The organism is Mesorhizobium sp. M0408 (assembly GCF_040321495.1).
GTDB lineage: Bacteria > Pseudomonadota > Alphaproteobacteria > Rhizobiales > Rhizobiaceae > Mesorhizobium.
Map to the genome: position 1 here is coordinate 171056 of NZ_JAMYRO010000002.1, position 16660 is coordinate 187715.

15 protein-coding genes are annotated in these 16660 nt (G+C 62.6%); 6 read left to right on the plus strand and 9 right to left on the minus strand.

The genetic code is table 11. From position 1 onward, the window contains the following. Nucleotide 1: 1 nt before the first annotated feature. Nucleotides 2–871, minus strand: coding sequence for an ectoine/hydroxyectoine ABC transporter substrate-binding protein EhuB (gene ehuB, locus NKI67_RS03005; protein ID WP_023717021.1), 870 nt, complete (start codon nucleotides 869–871; stop codon nucleotides 2–4). Nucleotides 872–1108: 237 nt separating this feature from the next. Between ehuB and NKI67_RS03010 the strand changes: the two genes are divergently transcribed. The 6 genes from NKI67_RS03010 (at nucleotide 1109) to NKI67_RS03035 (ending at nucleotide 8531) form a co-directional block, all read left to right on the plus strand. Further along, on the plus strand, nucleotides 1109–2299 hold the full coding sequence (locus NKI67_RS03010; RefSeq protein WP_023674256.1) for a M24 family metallopeptidase: 1191 nt from the start codon (nucleotides 1109–1111) through the stop codon (nucleotides 2297–2299). 74 nt (nucleotides 2300–2373) lie between these two features. Further along, nucleotides 2374–3522, plus strand: a complete 1149-nt coding sequence (locus NKI67_RS03015) for a M24 family metallopeptidase (RefSeq protein ID WP_023674255.1) — start codon at nucleotides 2374–2376, stop codon at nucleotides 3520–3522. 10 nt (nucleotides 3523–3532) lie between these two features. Continuing rightward, entirely contained in the window at nucleotides 3533–4789 is a 1257-nt protein-coding gene (locus NKI67_RS03020; RefSeq protein ID WP_023674254.1) for a sarcosine oxidase subunit beta family protein, read from the plus strand. Nucleotides 4790–4802: 13 nt separating this feature from the next. Beyond that, complete coding sequence (locus NKI67_RS03025) at nucleotides 4803–5084, plus strand: sarcosine oxidase subunit delta (RefSeq protein WP_023674253.1); 282 nt, start codon at nucleotides 4803–4805, stop codon at nucleotides 5082–5084. Beyond that, on the plus strand, nucleotides 5081–8035 hold the full coding sequence (locus NKI67_RS03030; RefSeq protein WP_023674252.1) for a sarcosine oxidase subunit alpha family protein: 2955 nt from the start codon (nucleotides 5081–5083) through the stop codon (nucleotides 8033–8035). Before NKI67_RS03025 ends, NKI67_RS03030 begins: the two co-directional genes overlap by 4 nt. Further along, nucleotides 8028–8531: a sarcosine oxidase subunit gamma family protein gene (locus NKI67_RS03035; protein WP_031211100.1), complete on the plus strand. Its 504-nt coding sequence runs from the start codon at nucleotides 8028–8030 to the stop codon at nucleotides 8529–8531. The genes NKI67_RS03030 and NKI67_RS03035 overlap by 8 nt, the downstream gene beginning before the upstream one ends. A gap of 65 nt (nucleotides 8532–8596) precedes the next feature. On the opposite strand, the gene NKI67_RS03040 is transcribed toward NKI67_RS03035, so the two are convergent. From NKI67_RS03040 to dgoD, 8 genes are all read right to left on the minus strand, one after another. After that, nucleotides 8597–9061 (minus strand): cupin domain-containing protein, encoded by a 465-nt coding sequence (locus NKI67_RS03040; RefSeq protein WP_023674250.1) that lies wholly within the window; start codon nucleotides 9059–9061, stop codon nucleotides 8597–8599. Nucleotides 9062–9265: 204 nt separating this feature from the next. Continuing rightward, nucleotides 9266–10141 (minus strand): aldose 1-epimerase, encoded by an 876-nt coding sequence (locus tag NKI67_RS03045; protein WP_023674249.1) that lies wholly within the window; start codon nucleotides 10139–10141, stop codon nucleotides 9266–9268. Nucleotides 10142–10146: 5 nt separating this feature from the next. Next, a complete protein-coding gene (locus tag NKI67_RS03050) occupies nucleotides 10147–10947 on the minus strand; it encodes a FadR/GntR family transcriptional regulator (RefSeq protein WP_245274602.1) in 801 nt (266 codons plus the stop codon). A 2-nt stretch (nucleotides 10948–10949) separates the two neighbouring features. Continuing rightward, the gene (locus NKI67_RS03055; RefSeq protein ID WP_352592539.1) at nucleotides 10950–11894 is read right to left on the minus strand and encodes an ABC transporter permease; all 945 of its coding nucleotides are present in this window, start codon (nucleotides 11892–11894) and stop codon (nucleotides 10950–10952) included. Nucleotides 11895–11947: 53 nt separating this feature from the next. Further along, nucleotides 11948–13468, minus strand: coding sequence for a sugar ABC transporter ATP-binding protein (locus NKI67_RS03060; RefSeq protein WP_023674246.1), 1521 nt, complete (start codon nucleotides 13466–13468; stop codon nucleotides 11948–11950). 97 nt (nucleotides 13469–13565) lie between these two features. Continuing rightward, complete coding sequence (locus tag NKI67_RS03065; protein WP_023674245.1) at nucleotides 13566–14549, minus strand: substrate-binding domain-containing protein; 984 nt, start codon at nucleotides 14547–14549, stop codon at nucleotides 13566–13568. 30 nt (nucleotides 14550–14579) lie between these two features. Beyond that, nucleotides 14580–15356, minus strand: a complete 777-nt coding sequence (locus tag NKI67_RS03070) for an SDR family oxidoreductase (RefSeq protein ID WP_031211099.1) — start codon at nucleotides 15354–15356, stop codon at nucleotides 14580–14582. A gap of 5 nt (nucleotides 15357–15361) precedes the next feature. Continuing rightward, the gene (dgoD, locus tag NKI67_RS03075) at nucleotides 15362–16639 is read right to left on the minus strand and encodes a galactonate dehydratase (protein ID WP_245274601.1); all 1278 of its coding nucleotides are present in this window, start codon (nucleotides 16637–16639) and stop codon (nucleotides 15362–15364) included. Nucleotides 16640–16660 lie beyond the last annotated feature (21 nt).

Here is a 16660-nt window from a genome sequence, read left to right on the forward strand (position 1 = left end):
CCTATTTGCCAGCGCAGAGCTCTGCGGTGGTCTTGTTGGGGAGATAATCCTTGCCGAAGCCGAGTGGCTCGACCAGCGCGATATGCTCCGGCGAACCGAGGAACTTCTTCAGCTCGGCGTTGAAAGCCTCCTGCAGGTCGGTGTCTTCCTTGCGGAAGCCGAAGCCGCCATGACCTTTTACCGATTTGCCGGCGACCTCGCCGAAGGGCTTGGTCGATTCGACGCCGTCGGCTTTCTTGGCCATGTCGGCGATCGAAAGAGCGGTCAGCGCGGCTGCATCGGCGCGGCCCGACTGGACGGCGGCGACCAGGCTTGACTGGTCGGGCAAGGAGACGATCTGCCCGCCGGCAACGCCCGCTTCCTTGGCGAAGCCGCCTTCGACGGCGCCGGCCATCACGGCAAGCTTGAGATCCGGATTGTCCTTGATGCTGGAAAAATCCTTGATGCCTTTCGGATTGCCTTTTGCCACCAGCATAGCCTCGCCGATGCCGTAGGACGGCTCGGAGTAGTTGATCTCGGCGCAGCGCTTCGGAGTGATGAACATGCCGGCGGCGATGATGTCGAAGCGGCCGGCCTTGAGACCCGGAATGAGCGAGCCGAATTCGGTCAAAACACCGTCGACCTGCGGTATGCCCATCTTGGCGAGCACCGCCTTGGCGACTTCAGGGGCCTCGCCGGTCAGCTTGCCGTCTGGCGTGGCGTAACCGAACGGCGCCTCGTTGGCGAAACCGACGCGGATGTAGCCGTCCTTCTTGGCCCGTTCGAGGGTGGTTTCCGCGTGAGCGGACAACGACGTCAATGACGTCGCGGCGAGCGCGATGCAGGCAGCCGCCTTCACGACCATACGGCGCGATATCGATGATTTGAGCATGCTTTTCTCCCATTGGACAACTGTGGATGGTTCCCAGGGCGCGGCCTTCTTCGAGGTCGACGCCTGCTAGATCAGACGTATACAACTGCCCTAGACATTTCGCAAGCAGAGATATAGAAACCATGAAAATTCGGCGATAATTCGCAGTTAGCCAGCAAATTGACGTCGAGTTGTGCACAATTTGGCCTAGTTGCCATTTACAAAAGGCAAACGGCGTACCTGGAAGGCAGGATTTCGGTGGCGACCGCGAACGGCTTCGGGACATTCACGCAAGCGGAGTATGGGCAGCGCCTCGCCGGCGTGAAGACACGCATGCAAAAAGCCGGCTTCGATCTCATCGTTTGTCAGGATCCCGCCAACATGTGCTGGCTGACCGGCTATGATGGATGGTCGTTCTACGTTCCGCAGTGCGTGCTCGTCCATCTGGAGGAAGACCGGCCGATCTGGTTCGGCAGGGCGCAGGATGCCAAGAGCGCACGCCTAACCACCGGCCTCCCGGAGAAAAACATCGTGCCGTTCTCGGAACGGCTGGTGCAGCAGCCCGTCGAACACCCTTATGACGAACTCGCCCAACTGATCCGGTCGCGTGGTTGGGGAAAGGCCCGCATCGGCGTCGAGATGGACGCGCATTATTATACGGCGCGCTGCCACGCCCATCTGGTCCAAGGGCTGCCCGACGCGCACTTCGCCAACAACCACGATCTCGTTAACTGGGCGCGGCTGGTCAAATCCGAAGCCGAGATGGTGCTGATCCGCGAGGCGGGTGCGATCTGCACGCATGCCATGAACCGCGCCATCGAGAAAATGCGGCCCGGTGTGCCTCAGAACCATGTCATTGCCGAAATCTATCACGCGCAGATCATGGGCGTGCCCGGAGCGGGCGGCGACTATGCCGCGATCTGTCCGCTGATGCCCGTTGGCGAGGGCACCAGCACGCCGCATCTGACGTGGTCCGACGCGCCGCTGCCGGACAGCGGCCTCGCCATTCTGGAGATCGCCGGCGTGCGGCGCCGCTATCATGCGGCCCTGACCCGGACGGTGCATTTTGGCCAGCCGCCGCAAGCCATCCTCGACATGGCCAAGGCGATCGTCGAGGGCGTCGACGCTGGCCTCGAGAAGGCGCGCCCCGGCAACACCGCCGAGGAGGTGGAAGCCGCCTGGCAGGCAGTGCTGCAGAGGAACGGGCTGAAGAAGGAAAGCCGCGTCGGCTATCCGGTCGGGCTCGCCTATCCGCCCGATTGGGGTGAACGCACCGCAAGCCTTCGTCCCGGCGACACCACCGAGATGCAGCCCGGGATGTGCTTCCATTTCATGGCCGGCGTTTGGCTCGACGATTTCGGCATCGCCATCTCGGAATCCTTCGTCGTCACGGATCGCGGCGGCGAACGCCTCTGCGACGTGGCGCGCGAACTCGTCGTCATCGACTGACATGGCGGCCGGGAAACCGGCTGCCGAAAAGACCATGCCCGCCAGCAAGCCGGCAACAAGCACGAGGACGCCCGATGGACCGCAATCCGTTTTCCGAAGCCGAAATCGCTGGCCGCCTTGCCAAGGTCCGCACTGCTCTAGCCGAGCGCGAGCTCGACGGGGCGGTCTTCGCCTCGCCGGAGAACGTCTTCTATCTCACCGGGCTCGATCACTGGGGGTATTTTGCCCCTCACCTGCTGATCGTCCCGCTCCAGGGAAAACCTGTCCTGGTCACCCGCTCGATGGAAATGGTGACGATCGAGAAGCAGGTAAAGGCAGCGGAATTCCGTGGTCACTCCGACAGCGAAACGGCGGCCGACCTTGCCGCGCGGGTGCTTGCGGAGCTCGGCCTGTCCGGCAAGCGGATCGGTCTCGAATACTGGACGGCCGGCCTTAGCCATGGACTTGCCGTGGCACTCCAGATGCAAGCCGATGCCAAGTGGAGCGATGTCTCCGGTCTGATCGACAAGATGCGGCGGGTGAAGAGCGCCGACGAACAAGTGCTGATGCGGCGGGCCGCAAAGGTGACGGACGCCGGTGCCGGTGCCGCGATCGCCGCGATCTCGGATGGCGCTTCCGAACAGGAGGTCGCCGCCCAATGTGTTGCGGCAATGATCCGCGCCGGCGGTCATGCGCCGGGCTTCGGACCGTTCATCCGCCCGGCCGCGCGCCTGGGTGAAGAACACACGACCTGGGGCGACGGGATCTACCGCAAGGGCGAGCCGGTCTTTGTCGAATTGTCCGGGTGCATCTCACGCTACCACGCCCCGCTCGGCCGGCTCGTTCGCATCGGCCACATCAGCGACGAAGACGCCGCAATGGCGGAAGTGACCGCCAAGGCGTTCAACGCTGTCGTCGAGGCGCTGCGGCCGGGCGCCAAGGCGCGCGATGTCTACGCCGCCTGGCAGGCTGTCGCCGACGCGGCCGGTCTTTCCCACTATCGCCGCCATCACTGCGGTTATCTTGTCGGCGCCGGCCAGCCGCCATCATGGACCGGCGGAAATTCGGTGACCGGCTTAAAGCACGATTCCGACCTCGAGATCGAGACCGGGATGAGCTTCCACATCCTGTCATGGCTGATGGGCACCGGTCGCGGCGATGACTTCGTTTCCAACACGGTGCTGTTGACCGATGCGGGCGCCGAAGTGCTTACCCGCACGCCGGCCGGCCCGATCGTTCGATAGGCCTGCACACATGGCGCGCTACTCGGCATTTTCGATCTTACGCAACGCGCTGTCCGGCCAGAAGAATTGGCAGCGCGCCTGGCGTGCGGCGGAGCCAAAACCGTCCTATGACGTGATCGTCATCGGCGGCGGTGGACACGGCCTCGCCACCGCCTTCTACCTTGCCGAGAACCACGGCATCCGCAACGTCGCGGTGCTCGAAAAGGGCTATGTCGGCGGCGGCAATGTCGGCCGCAACACTACCGTCATCCGCTCCAACTACCTGCTCGACGGCAACACCCAGTTCTACGAATTCTCGATGAAGCTTTGGGAGGGCATGTCGCGGGCGCTGAATTTCAACGTCATGTTCTCGCAGCGCGGCCAGCTCGTCACAGCGCATTCGGCCGATCAGCTCGACGGCTTCAGCCACCGCGCCAATGTCATGCGGCTGAACGGCATCGATGCCGATATCCTCGACCGAGAAGACGTGCGCCGGCTGGTGCCTTATCTCGACTTTTCCGACACCGCCCGCTTCCCGATCCATGGCGCTATCTTCCAGGGCCGGGCGGGCACGGCGCGCCACGACGCCGTCGCCTGGGGCTATGCGCGCGCCGCCGACGGCCATGCCGTCGACATCATCCAGAACTGCGAAGTGACCGGCTTCCTCCGCGACCGCGACAGTATCGTCGGCGTCGAAACGACGAAAGGCCGGATCGGCGCCGGCAAGGTCGGCCTCGCTGTTGCCGGTCATACATCCGTGCTCGGTGTCAAGGCCGGCCTTGAACTGCCGATCGAAAGCCACGTCCTGCAAGCCTTTGTCACCGAACCGCTGAAGCCGCTGGTAGATCACGTCGTCGCTTACGGCGCCGACCATTTCTACGTCAGCCAGTCCGACAAGGGCGGGTTGGTCTTCGGCGGCAATCTCGACGGCTACAATTCATACGCCCAGCGCGGCAATCTCGGCGTCGTGCGCGAGGTGGCGGAGGCGGCGATTGCATTGATGCCGTGCATTTCGCGCGTCCGCCTGCTGCGCCATTGGGGCGGCGTCATGGACATGACGCCCGATGCCAGCCCGATCATCTGCCCGACGCCGATCGACGGCCTCTATCTCAACGGCGGCTGGTGCTATGGGGGCTTCAAGGCGACGCCGGCTTCCGGCTGGTGCTTCGCCCACACGATCGCCACCGGCAAGCCGCATCCCTTGGTCGCGGCCTACGGGCTCGATCGTTTCCGCACCGGCCACACGCTCGACGAGGCCGGCGCCGGCCCCTCCGCCTGGCTGCAATAGGAGGCGGGACAAAATGCTGCGCATCGAATGCCCCTGCTGCGGCCCGCGCGATCATGACGAGTTCCGCTACGGCGGCGATGCCTCGGTCACGCGTCCGGCCCATGACGATCCCGATCCAGAGGCCTGGTATCGTTACGTCTATATCAGGACAAACCCGGCCGGCCAGCACCGCGAATTCTGGCAGCACGTGACCGGCTGCCGCCAATGGATGGTGGTCGAACGCGACACACGCAACCACGCGATCGCATCCGTCGACTTCGCCAGGAAATCGACTGTCAGGAAACAACGGGCATGAGTTCGAACCGCAAACGCCTGCCAGTGGGTGGCCGTATCCGTCGCGAGGTGCCGGTCAATTTCACCTTCGACGGCCGCAAGCTGATTGGGTATCGCGGCGACACGCTTGCCTCGGCGCTGCTCGCCAACGGCGTTACCCTGGTCGGTCGCAGCTTCAAATATCATCGTCCACGCGGCATCTTTTCAGCCGGACCCGAGGAGCCAAATGCGCTGGTTACGCTCGGGAGCGCCGGCAGGCGCGAGCCGAACCTGCCGGCGGCGACACTGGAACTCGCCGACGGCATGGTCGTGGAGAGTCAGAACCGCTGGCCATCGCTTGCCTTCGACGTGCAAAGCGTCAACGGGCTGTTGGCACCGCTTCTGTCCGCCGGCTTCTACTACAAGACCTTCATGGGCCCGACGCGCCGCGCCTGGATGTTCTACGAACATTTCATCCGCAAGGCGGCCGGCCTGGGTAGAGCCGGCACCGGCCCGGATCCCGACCGCTATGAGGTTCGTCATGCCTTCGCCGATGTCGCCATTGTCGGCGGCGGCCCGGCGGGATTGTCGGCGGCGCGGGCAGCGGCCGCGGTCGGGGCGCGGGTTGCGCTGATCGAGCAGGATTTCCTGCTTGGCGGCCAGCTTCTGGCGGAACCGTCCGACAGCGCAGCGGCTGGATGGTTGAGGCAGGCCGAGGCCGAGTTGGAGGGCTTCGAAACCGTCGCGCTGATGAAGCGGACGACCGCTTTCGGCAGCTATGACGGCAATGTCCTTGGACTGGTCAAACAGCGCGATCCAACCGATCCGAAGCCGAATGGCGAGGCCCGCCAAACGGTCACTATGCTGCGCGCCCGCTCGATTGTTTTCGCCACCGGCGCCATCGAGCGGCCGATCGTGTTCTCGAATAATGACCGGCCCGGCGTGATGCTTGCCTCGGCCGCCCGGACCTATCTCAACCGTTTCGCCGTCCTGCCGGGCAAGAAAATCATTGTCGCCACCACCAATGACGGTGCCTGGCGCACCGCCTTCGACTATGCCGCAGCCGGCGCGGAGGTGACGGTTGCCGATCTGCGCGCCGTCCCGCCCGCAGCACTTGCCGCGGAAGCCGCACGGCTCGGCGTGGTGGTGCGGGCCGCAACGCGCATCGTCGACCTGCACGGCGGCCATGCCGTCAGGCAAGTAACGCTCAACGGGCCGGAGGGCCAGTCCTCGGCCGCCTGTGACCTGGTCTGCGTGTCCGGCGGCTGGTCGCCAACTGTGCATCTCACCTCGCACCTGGGGAGCAAGCCCACCTACCGCGACGACATCGACGGCTTCGTGCCGGGTTCGTTTCCGGCCGGCCGGTTCGGCGCCGGCGCGATGATGGGAACCTATGCGACGGCCGATGCCATCGACGACGGTCATCGCGCCGGTAGCGAGGCCGCAGCCTCCTGCGGCAAGTCGGCGCCGGTGCCCGCTCCGTCGAAACTCGATCTGGACGAGACCGCCACGAGTTCACTTCGCGAGATCCCTTCCGTTGGACGTGGAAAGGCCTTCGTCGATTTCCAGATGGACGTGACGACCGGGGATATCGAGCTCGCCCATCGTGAGGGCTATGAATCGGTCGAGCACCTGAAGCGCTACACCACGCTCGGCATGGGCACCGACCAGGGCAAGACCAGCAATTTTGCCGCACTTGCCGCGATGGCCGCCCTGCGCAAGGCAACAATCCCCGAGACCGGCGCCACGACCTTTCGGCCGCCCTATACGCCCGTGGCGATCGGCGCGCTTGCCGGGCGCGCAATCGGCCATCATTTCAAGCCGATCCGCCGCACGCCGATGCACGATTGGCACATGGCGAACGGCGCCAAGATGCTCGAGGTCGGGCTCTGGATGCGGCCCTATTTCTACCGGCAGTCGGGGCGTAACGTGAACGAGGCCTACGTCGCCGAAATGCGGACCGTACGTCAGGCGGCGGGCCTGATGGACATCTCCACGCTCGGCAAGATCGATGTCCAGGGCCCGGATGCGGCAATCTTCCTCGACCGCGTCTATGCCAACGGCTTTGCCAAACTGGCGATAGGCCGCGCCCGCTACGGCGTCATGCTGCGCGACGACGGTATCGTCTTCGACGACGGCACCACGACGCGGCTGGCGGAAAACCGGTTCTTCATGACCACCTCGACCGCCAAGGCCGCCGATGTGCTGTCGCGTCTCGAATTCCTGCTCGACACGGCCTGGCCGGATTTGCGCGTGGCCGTTACCTCGGTCAGCGATGAATGGGCGGCGATGTCGGTTGCTGGGCCTAACAGCCGCGCGATCCTGAATGCAGCGTTTCCCGCTCTCGACGTTTCCGAGGAGGCGCTTTCGCATATGGGACTACTCGAAAGCGAATGGGAGGGCCGTGCGCTCCGCATCCTGCGTCTCAGTTATTCCGGCGAGCGCGCTTACGAAGTCTATGTCGGCGCCACTGCCGGTGAACAGCTCTGGAGCCGCTTGCTCGAAGCCGGCAGACCCTTCGACCTGAAGCCTTACGGTGTCGAGGCGCTTGGCGCGCTGCGCGTCGAAAAGGGCCATGTCGCCGGACCGGAGATCGATGGGCGCACGACGCTCGACGATCTCGGCCTCGGCCGCATGGCCGGCAAGCGCAGCGGCTTCGTCGGCGACGTCCTGCGACGGCGCCCTGCCCTCCGGGCGCCCAACCGGCAGCGTCTGGTCGGGCTGGAATGCATCGAAGAGGGAAAACGCCTGCGCGGCGGCGCCATCCTGTTCCTGCCGGATGAGAAACCCCATGGCCATGGGCGCGGTCGCGTCACCTCCGTCACCTTCAGCCCCGAACGCGGCCATTATGTCGGGCTGGCCCTGCTTGCCGGCGACGTCGCGGCAGAAGGAAGCGAGCTCGTGGCGATCTATCCGATGAAGGCCGAAACGGTTCGCGCCCGCGTTGTCTCGCCGGTATTCATCGATCCGCAGGGAGAACGGCTGCATGGCTAGCTTGACCTCTTCTCGGGATTTCAGCCTGTGCGTGGCGGATTGTCCGCTTATCCAGATCGAGGGCTGGGACGCGACACTGAGACAATTCGAAAAGAGCGTCTCGGCGTCGCTCAACACGAAACTTCCCGCTTCGGTCGGAGAGACGGTTCGCCACAAGGGCCTTTTAACCATCCGCGTTGCACCTCGCCGCCTTTGGCTGGCTCTCGACGAAGGCACAGAAGCGCCAGCCCTTGTCGTCGACCCCGATCTCGGCTGTTCCGTGCCCCTCGGGGAAGGTCGTGTTCGTTTGAAAATGGCCGGCCCTGGTATCGCAAGGCTTCTGTCCGGCTGCATTGCCGTCGACTGGCACGCGCCGACCGCCGCTCCGGGCCGCGCCGTGCAAACATCCTTCCATCACGTGCCCGTGCTCTTCCTGCGCACCGGCGAGACCGCGTGCGAACTCATCGTGCCGCGAAGTTTTGCCCGCAGCCTCTCGGATTGGATTGCCGGCGGCTAGCCAATACCGGTTCCTCGGGCAAGGGCCGGCTTTAGCGGCGATCCAAGCCGCCATCACGAAGCCATCTACTCTCTTGCCGGCCAGTCCTGCAGAAGCGTAATCCCAAACTTCGGCGCGGCTACTTTGAGCCGCTCGATATCGGCAGGCGTCGGCGGCCCGACCACCTCTCCCTTGCTGGGTTCATGGCCACCTTCGGCGAGAAACTGCTCGAACACACTTGGCGTGTCTATCAGGATATAGCGAACGAGTTGATTGCCGGGATTCATAAGCTGGTGCGGGATGCCCCGCTTCAAAAACATGCTCTCGCCGGGCGAGAGCGTTCGGACCACACCGTCCACAATTGCGGTCAAGTGCCCTTCGATGACGTAGACCGTCTCGTCGTCATTCGCATGAACATGGATTGGCGTTTTCGTGTGCCCGTCGCTTCTGTTTTCGAAGAGACTCAACAAGCCTCCCGTCTGTTCGCCGGAGACCAGTCGCTTCATGACGATGCCTGCGAGCACGAATTCTTTTGGTTCAACATCCGTCATTGATCCAATCCTGCCAGGCACATTTGGTGGGCCGTCAAGCAGACGAGCTGCGCAGCGACATCCGGCAAACGTCGAATTGGCTCACCCGGTTCCCGGTCGCCGGAGTTCCCTCTTCCCAAGCTCCGTTTGGACGAAAAGCCGGCTTCGTTCTCACCGGACATGCTGGCCGACATCCGCCAATTCGAGGGCGCCGCAGAGATCCGCCTAACTGACGGCAAAGCTGCAACGGGCTGCCAGGCTCTCGCCGGGCCCAAGCACCGACAGTCCATTCCATTTGTCGATCGAACCACGATTGTGAGCATCGACAGCATGACTGACCGGTTCAAAACAGAAGAAGTCGCTCTCGTCCGATGGCGAATAGACCAGGTAGAAATTCAAGGGCGATGAAGCTTCAATCCGCAGGCTGCAACTGTGCTCCGGCCACGATATGGTGGCGACGCCGTTCCAACCGGCAAACAGATTGTTTATCCATCCACTCGGCAATACGGCTGGGGCGCCGAAATTCCAGTCGGGACGGGTTTTGACATCCACAAACCGTTCAGGGAGGTGGTTGGGCAGTTCGAGACAAACCTGCGAGGCCGGCGCATGAAGCGCGGTTCGTGCCGTTCTCGGGAACCATGGATGGATGCCAAGCCCGAACGGCAATCTCATCGAGGCCCGATTGACGACGCGAAGTTTCAGCTCGAGCCCCTGTCCGGCCAGCGCGTAGCTCACCTCGGCGCGATATCGGTATGGGCCGGGCCCGTTGCTGATGAGCGACAGCTTTGCGTTGTCCTGCGTTACGCTGTCGACGTCCCACTCGCTCGAAAATCCATTGCCATGAATGGGAAATGGCTCGCCTGCAACATTGGCAGGCAGTTCGTGGAATTTGGAGTCGAATGTGAACCCGCCGCCCGAGATGCGATTTGACCATGGCAAAAGCAGGTTGCAGGCAAGGTCGAACGGTTTGCTGCTCCCGCCGTTTGGCCAAGGCCTGAAGAGCGGCACGCGTCCATGGTCCAGTCTCGCAAGACCTGCCCCAAGCGATGGGACGATTTCAGCGGACAGGTCTCCGCTTCTGATCTTGATCGTCCCGACCATCCGCTTCAGACGGTATCGGCCTTGGCAGCGGCGATCGGCTGTTGATGGCGGCCTTTGCGAGCCACTGCAAGAAGGTCGTTCGACGCGATCCCGATGAGCGCCTTCATCTGATCGTGTGCATCGTCGGCCCTCCGCATCCTGATTGCCTCCAGCACGTCGCCATGCGCGCTCAGCGTCTGCTGGTAATTAGCGGTGGCCGATGTGGTCAAGCGGAAGGAGAAGCTGAGGGCGGCCGCAAGCATATTGCCGAGATTGGCGAACACCGGGTTGCGGCTGGCACGAAGGATGGCGGTATGAAACCTGACGTCGGCATCGAGACACGCAGCGAGATCGTCCTGCGGAGCAATGCGCATGGCTTCATAGGCCGCTTCGATGACTGCGAGATCGCCTGACGTCGCCATCTTGGCCGCAAGTTGGGCGGCAGCGGGTTCAATGACCAGCCGCGCCTCGATCAATCCGCGGACGAAATCGAGATCGGGCTCGATATCGCGCATCCATTCCAGAACCTGTGCATCCAGCCTGTTCCATTCGCTCGACACGCGCACACGCGTCCCGGCCCGCTTGCGCGCCTCGATCAATCCTTTCGCCGAAAGCGTCAGAAGAGCATCGCGAAGCGCGGTGCGGCTCGCCCCGTAGATAACGCAAAGCTCGGCTTCCGTCGGCAGGACGGAGTGCTGGGCGTAGGAGCCGGCGAGGATGCGCTGTCCGAGATCGCGTGCGATGCGATCCTTGAGCGATGACGTGGTGCCATCTGCGGCAGGAATGTCCTGCTTGCCTTGGCCAGTCGAAGCGATCGCCGCGTCCATCGTCATGTCCTGTTCAAGTGGTACTCGGCAATTACCACAGCAAGTATCAGCAGCGAGCCCTTGGCAAGCAACTGATAGAAGGTTGGCACGGACGTCAGTATCATTCCGTTGTTGAGGACGCCAATGATGGCGACGCCCAGCAGTGCGCCGACGATCGTGCCCTTGCCGCCCTGCAAGGCGCAGCCACCCAGCACGGCCGCTGTGATGGCCTCGAGTTCCAGGCCTTGGGATCCGGATACGGGCTGCCCGGAGCCGGTACGGGCAGCCAACAGAATCCCGGCCAATCCGGCCGCCACTCCACTCATGATGTAGATGCCGACGCGGTAGCGGTTGATGTTGATGCCGGAGAAGCGTGCGACAACGGGATTGCCGCCCAAGGCATAGATGTTGCGGCCAACGATCGAGCGGGCAAGGAAGAGATGGAACACGATCGCGGTCAGCAAGAGAATCCAGATCAGCAAAGGCAGGCCGAGGATTCGTCCGATCCCGATGAAGCGGAAAGTGTCGCTGAAAATCGCGATCGATTGTCCATCGGACATGATGAACGCGATGCCGCGGAAGATCGCCATCGTACCGAGAGTCGCGATGACAGCGTTGACCCGCCCATAGGTGATGATGATGCCGTTCACGAGGCCGGCAAGACCGCCCAGGACCAGGCCGGCAAGAATACCCGCGGCGGGTGATCCGGTGGCCTGGATGGCCATTGCCGTCGATACTGTGGTCAGACCGACAATTGCGCCGACGGCAATATCGAGCCCTCCGGCGACAATAACCACGGTCTGGCTCATCGCCAGAACGCCCAGGATGGTAATGCCTAGACCGATGTTCAGCAGGTTTCGGCTGGAGAAGAACACGTCGCCTCTCAGGGTGCCGAAAATGAGCACGAGAATGGCGAGAGCAACAAGAAGGCTTATGTTGTGAATGCCGATGCGCTCTGCGATGCGCAAGGAAGCGCGCCTTTTGCCGGTTTGCGTTGTTGCTGTCCTGAGCTCAAGGCTGTTCACTGAATTTGTCCTCCAAGCGATGCTGCAGATTGAGGCATGGCATGTCTCAGGATCGTGGCCTCGTCGATGTCAGGGCGGGAAAGTTCGGCCGTGATCCGGCCTCCAGCCATAACAAGCACCCTGTCGGCCAGCCCGATCAGTTCCGGCATTTCCGAGGAAATCAGGATTATGCCGATGCCGCTGGCGGCGAGTTCGTCGATCAGGCGATAGATTTCCGCCTTGGCACCGATGTCGATGCCGCGGGTCGGCTCGTCGAGGATGAGAAGCATCGGCTGCCGGGCAAGCCAGCGCGCGAGAACGACCTTCTGTTGGTTGCCACCCGATAATTTCGAAACCTGTTCGTCTAGGTTAGGCGCCTTGATCGACATCTTTGCTGCAAGCGGTGAGACGATCTCCAGTGCCTTGCGCCGGTTGAAGAAGCCGAAGGTCGACGTTCTGTCGGGCACGCAAAGCGAGGCGTTATCAAGAATGCTTCGGAACAACAGCAGCGCCTCGTGCTTGCGGTCTTCCGGGGCAAAGCCGATGCCCGCCACGATCGCTGCATGCGGGCTGTTAGGGCCAACGGGCACACCATTCATCGTTATGGTTCCGTCGACGCGTCTATCATAGCCGACAATCGCCTTTGCCAGTTCGGATCGACCCGCACCCATAAGGCCGGCAATGCCGAGCACCTCGCCACGGCGGACCTTGAGGCTCACATCGGTGACGTGGTCGGTGGTCAGGCCCGTCACCTCCAGCAACGGTTGCCCCGATTGCCACGTCTCGCGCGTAAACAGATCGGCTATGTCGCGGCCCACCATGAGCTTGGCTATGGTCTGCTCGCTGGCACCGGCAGCGGGGGAATCATCGACCAGCCGGCCGTCCCGCAAGACGACAATGCGATCCGCAAGGTCGATGACCTCGTTCAGCCTGTGAGAGATGTAGACGATCGAAGTGCCCTCGCCGCGCAGCCGGCGAATTACTGAAAACAGACGGCGCGCTTCGTCGTCGGTCAGTGACGAGGTCGGCTCATCGAATGCGATCAGCCGGCCGCCGGCACGTATGGCGCGCATGATTTCGATCATCTGGCGCTGTGCCGGACCGAGTGTGCTGCAGAGTTGACGCGGCAGCATATCCTGCTGCATGCCGAAGGTCGCAAGCACCTTATCAGTCTGGTCCTCGAGCCTGTGCCAGTCGAGCAGGACGCCTGCCAGCCGCGGCAGTTCGCCGACGAAAATGTTCTCGGCCACGGTCAGGTTCGGAACGATCTCCGGCTCCTGATGGATGACGCGTATTCCGGCTCTGTGGCTGTCGCGCGGTTCGCTGAAAACGATCGGCGCGGAGCCATGCAGCACGGTGCCGGTGTCCGGTGCGAACACGCCCTCGAGAATTCGCATCATTGTCGACTTGCCGGCGCCATTCTCGCCAACCAGGGCAAGCACCTCTCCTGGCCGAAAGGCAATCGAGACATTGTCGAGCGCCTGCACGACGCCGAAGCGCTTCGATATCCTGTCGAGCGAGAAGAAATCCGATTGCATCAAAAGCTCACTCCCGAGGATCGATCCCGTGTGCCCGCCGACGAACTGCCGGCCCAAAGAGCGTCATGCGCACTGCGGCGCATGACGCATATCTGGTTCAGTGGCAGAGCTTGGCTTTGTAGTCCGACGCAAAATTATCGGCGGTGATGTATTCCGGGTCCGTGAAGGACTGAACGGGAAGCTTCGTTCCGTCCTTGATGGAGGCCAAGAGAATCTTCACCGCCAGCGCGCCATGATTTTCCGAATTGAGCCACATCGTACCACGGAACGCCGAGGGCTTTCCGGATCCGAAGGCATCGCAGGCGCGGCTCCCGTCGATGCCGATCCCCATGCCCTGGTCTGCGGAATAGCCGGCATTCTCCAGTGCTCGCGCACCACCCAGCACGCCGTCATCGTTGCATGAATAGAATATCCAGTTCGTGACGCTGGGATTGGCCGTCAATGTGGTGGTCATCACATCGATGGCGTTGACCATCGTATTGTCGTAGGGGACGCGAACGATGCTGCCCGGCTTGAAATCGGGCACCGCCTTCAGGAACGCTTCTTCCGCGCCCTTGTTGCGCTGCATGCAGGTATCGGCCTTGCGGTCCTCGATCGAGGCGATGCGCACCTCTTTGCCCGCCCAGCCTTCAGCCTTGTAGAGCTTGGCAAGCTCTTCGCCCACCCGGGCACCGATATTGTAAGCATTCATGCCGACATAGGGGACCTGGGTGCCATCCTGGTAGTAGATATCGTCGTCCACCGCCACCAAGGGAATTTTTGCGGCCTTTGCTTTCTCCGCGATGACCGGTCCCAGCGCCTTGTCGGGGACAACGATGGCGATGCCTTTCACGCCATCGCCGACCATCGTATCGAAGGTCGTGATCGTCAAATTGGCGTCGAACTGAACGTCCTGCGACACGAACGCGGCCCCTGCCGCCTCAGCCGCTTTCTTGGCGCCGCCGACTTCGGCGACAAACCATGGATGGTCTCCCATCTTGTTGATGTAGCCGATCTTGATGTCGTCTGCGCTTGCTGCGCCACTCATCAGTCCGGCAGCCAGTACCGCAAATGTCGCCAAAGCCTTTGTTGTGGTTTTCATGAAGATCCTCCCTGAGCTCAATGGTGGTTGCTAGTCGTGGTAGAGAACCGAGCGCCCACCATCGATGGTGATCGTCTCGGCATTTATGAACGGCGCTTCGTCCGAAGCGAGGAAAACCGCCGTCATTGCAACCTCGTCCGGCCGGCCAATTCGCTTGGGCGGATGGAGGTCGTAGGCTCGCCGCTTCTCCTCGGCGGGGTTCGGGAATGTGTTCCAGTAGGCTTCCGCGATTGGCGTCTCGATATAGCCGGGGGCGATCGCGTTCACCCGGATACCGCGTGCGGCATATTCGATCGCCAGCGAACGGGTCAGGCCCAAAAGTGCATGCTTGGCGACCGGATACGGAAACGTATGGGGAATGATCTGGAAGGCGTGACAGCTCGCTATGTTGACGATGGACCCCGAGCCCTTCGCCAGCATCGTCGGCAAAACCGCCTTGGCGCAGAACCACGCGGCCTGGAGGTCGAGCTTGAGGCAGCGCTCCCATTCCTCATCCGGCATCATCAGTGGTTCGTAGAAGACGTTGGCACCGGCATTGTTGACCAGAATGTCGACGCCGCCATAGGCCGTGATCGTGCGGGCGACCATGTCCGCGACCGCGGATGCGTCGGTGACGTCCGTCTCGATGAACAGGGCGTCCGCGCCCTGGGCACGCAATTCGTCGGCGATTGCTTTGCCGCTTGCCGCATTCAGTTCGGCAATGACGGTCTTTGCCCCATGCATCGCAAAAGCCCGGGCGGTGGCGGCACCTATGCCTTGGCCGGCGCCCGTGACGATTGCGATCTTTCCTTGCAGCCGGCCTGCCATTGCATTCACCAGTCAACCACGGTGCCGTCCGGCATGACGGCATTGCGGGCATGCAGCACTTCCTGCTTAAAGGGGTGACGCGCGATCACGTCCTCATTGACGGTGACGCCCAGGCCCGGCAGTTCGGGCAGGTCCCAGCGGCCTGGTTTACGCCGAATTGGCCAGGTAACGACCTCGTCGTACCAGGCGACGGCACCGGACATCTCCTCCTGAATGACGACGTTTGGCGTCGATATGCCGAAGTGAAGAGCAGCGACGCCAGCGATCGGACCGAGCGGGTTGTGCGGCGCAAGGCCGATGCCTGCCGTTTCCGCCATGGCCGCGATCTTCTTTGTCTCCAGCAGACCGCCAGTGTGGCAGATATCAGGCTGGGCAATGTTGAAGGCACGGGCTGCGATCGAGTGCGTGAATTCGCGACGTCCGATCAGCCGCTCGCCGGAAGCAATCGGCACGGCCGATCGCGCCGTGATATGCGCCAGTCCGGCAACATCTTCGGGCGGCACGGGTTCTTCCGCGAACATGATGCGGGCCGGCTCGATTGCTCTGAGGTAATCCATCGCAGCGTTAACGGATGCAGGGCGTCCATGGAAATCGACCATGATGTCGATGTCCGGACCTATGGCCTCGCGAAGTGAGCCAACCATGTTGGCGACAGAATCAACGGCTTTCGCAGGCGATAGGTAGTGGGTGTAGGGAATGCAGACGACCTTGACAGCGTCGTAGCCTGCCTGCGTCACGATGCGTCCGCGTTCCACGATCGCGTCCGCGGATCCGGTCTCATAGACCGCCTTCATGTCCCCGAGGCCGAGATGCGTATAGGTGCGCAGATACTCGCGGACCTGTCCGCCCAAAAGGCGCCAGACGGGGACGCCCAATGACTTGCCCAGGATGTCCCAGAGCGCGATCTCGATGCCGCTGACGGCGGACATTCCCTCGACGCCGAGACGCCAAAAGCCGTGCCGCGTAAGTATCTGGTAGCACTGCTCCACGTTGCGCGGATCTTGCCCGATGAGCAGGGCCTCAAGGTCCTGAAGCGCCCCAACGACGGCTCTGGTCTTCCATTCCAGCGTTGCCTCACCCCAGCCAAACAGGCCTGGCTCGTCGGTTTCGACGCGAACGAAGACCCAGTTGCGCATTTCCGCATTGCAGACGCGCGCCTTGATGGCCGTGATTTTCACTGATCCTCCCAGACCTGCCGTCTTTTTTCGATGGCAATATGTACGATTTATTATGGATAATATGGACGAGTCAAGCGCAACGTCGATGTGGACCAGCGCCGCCAAGGAACTGGTCCTCAGGAGGAT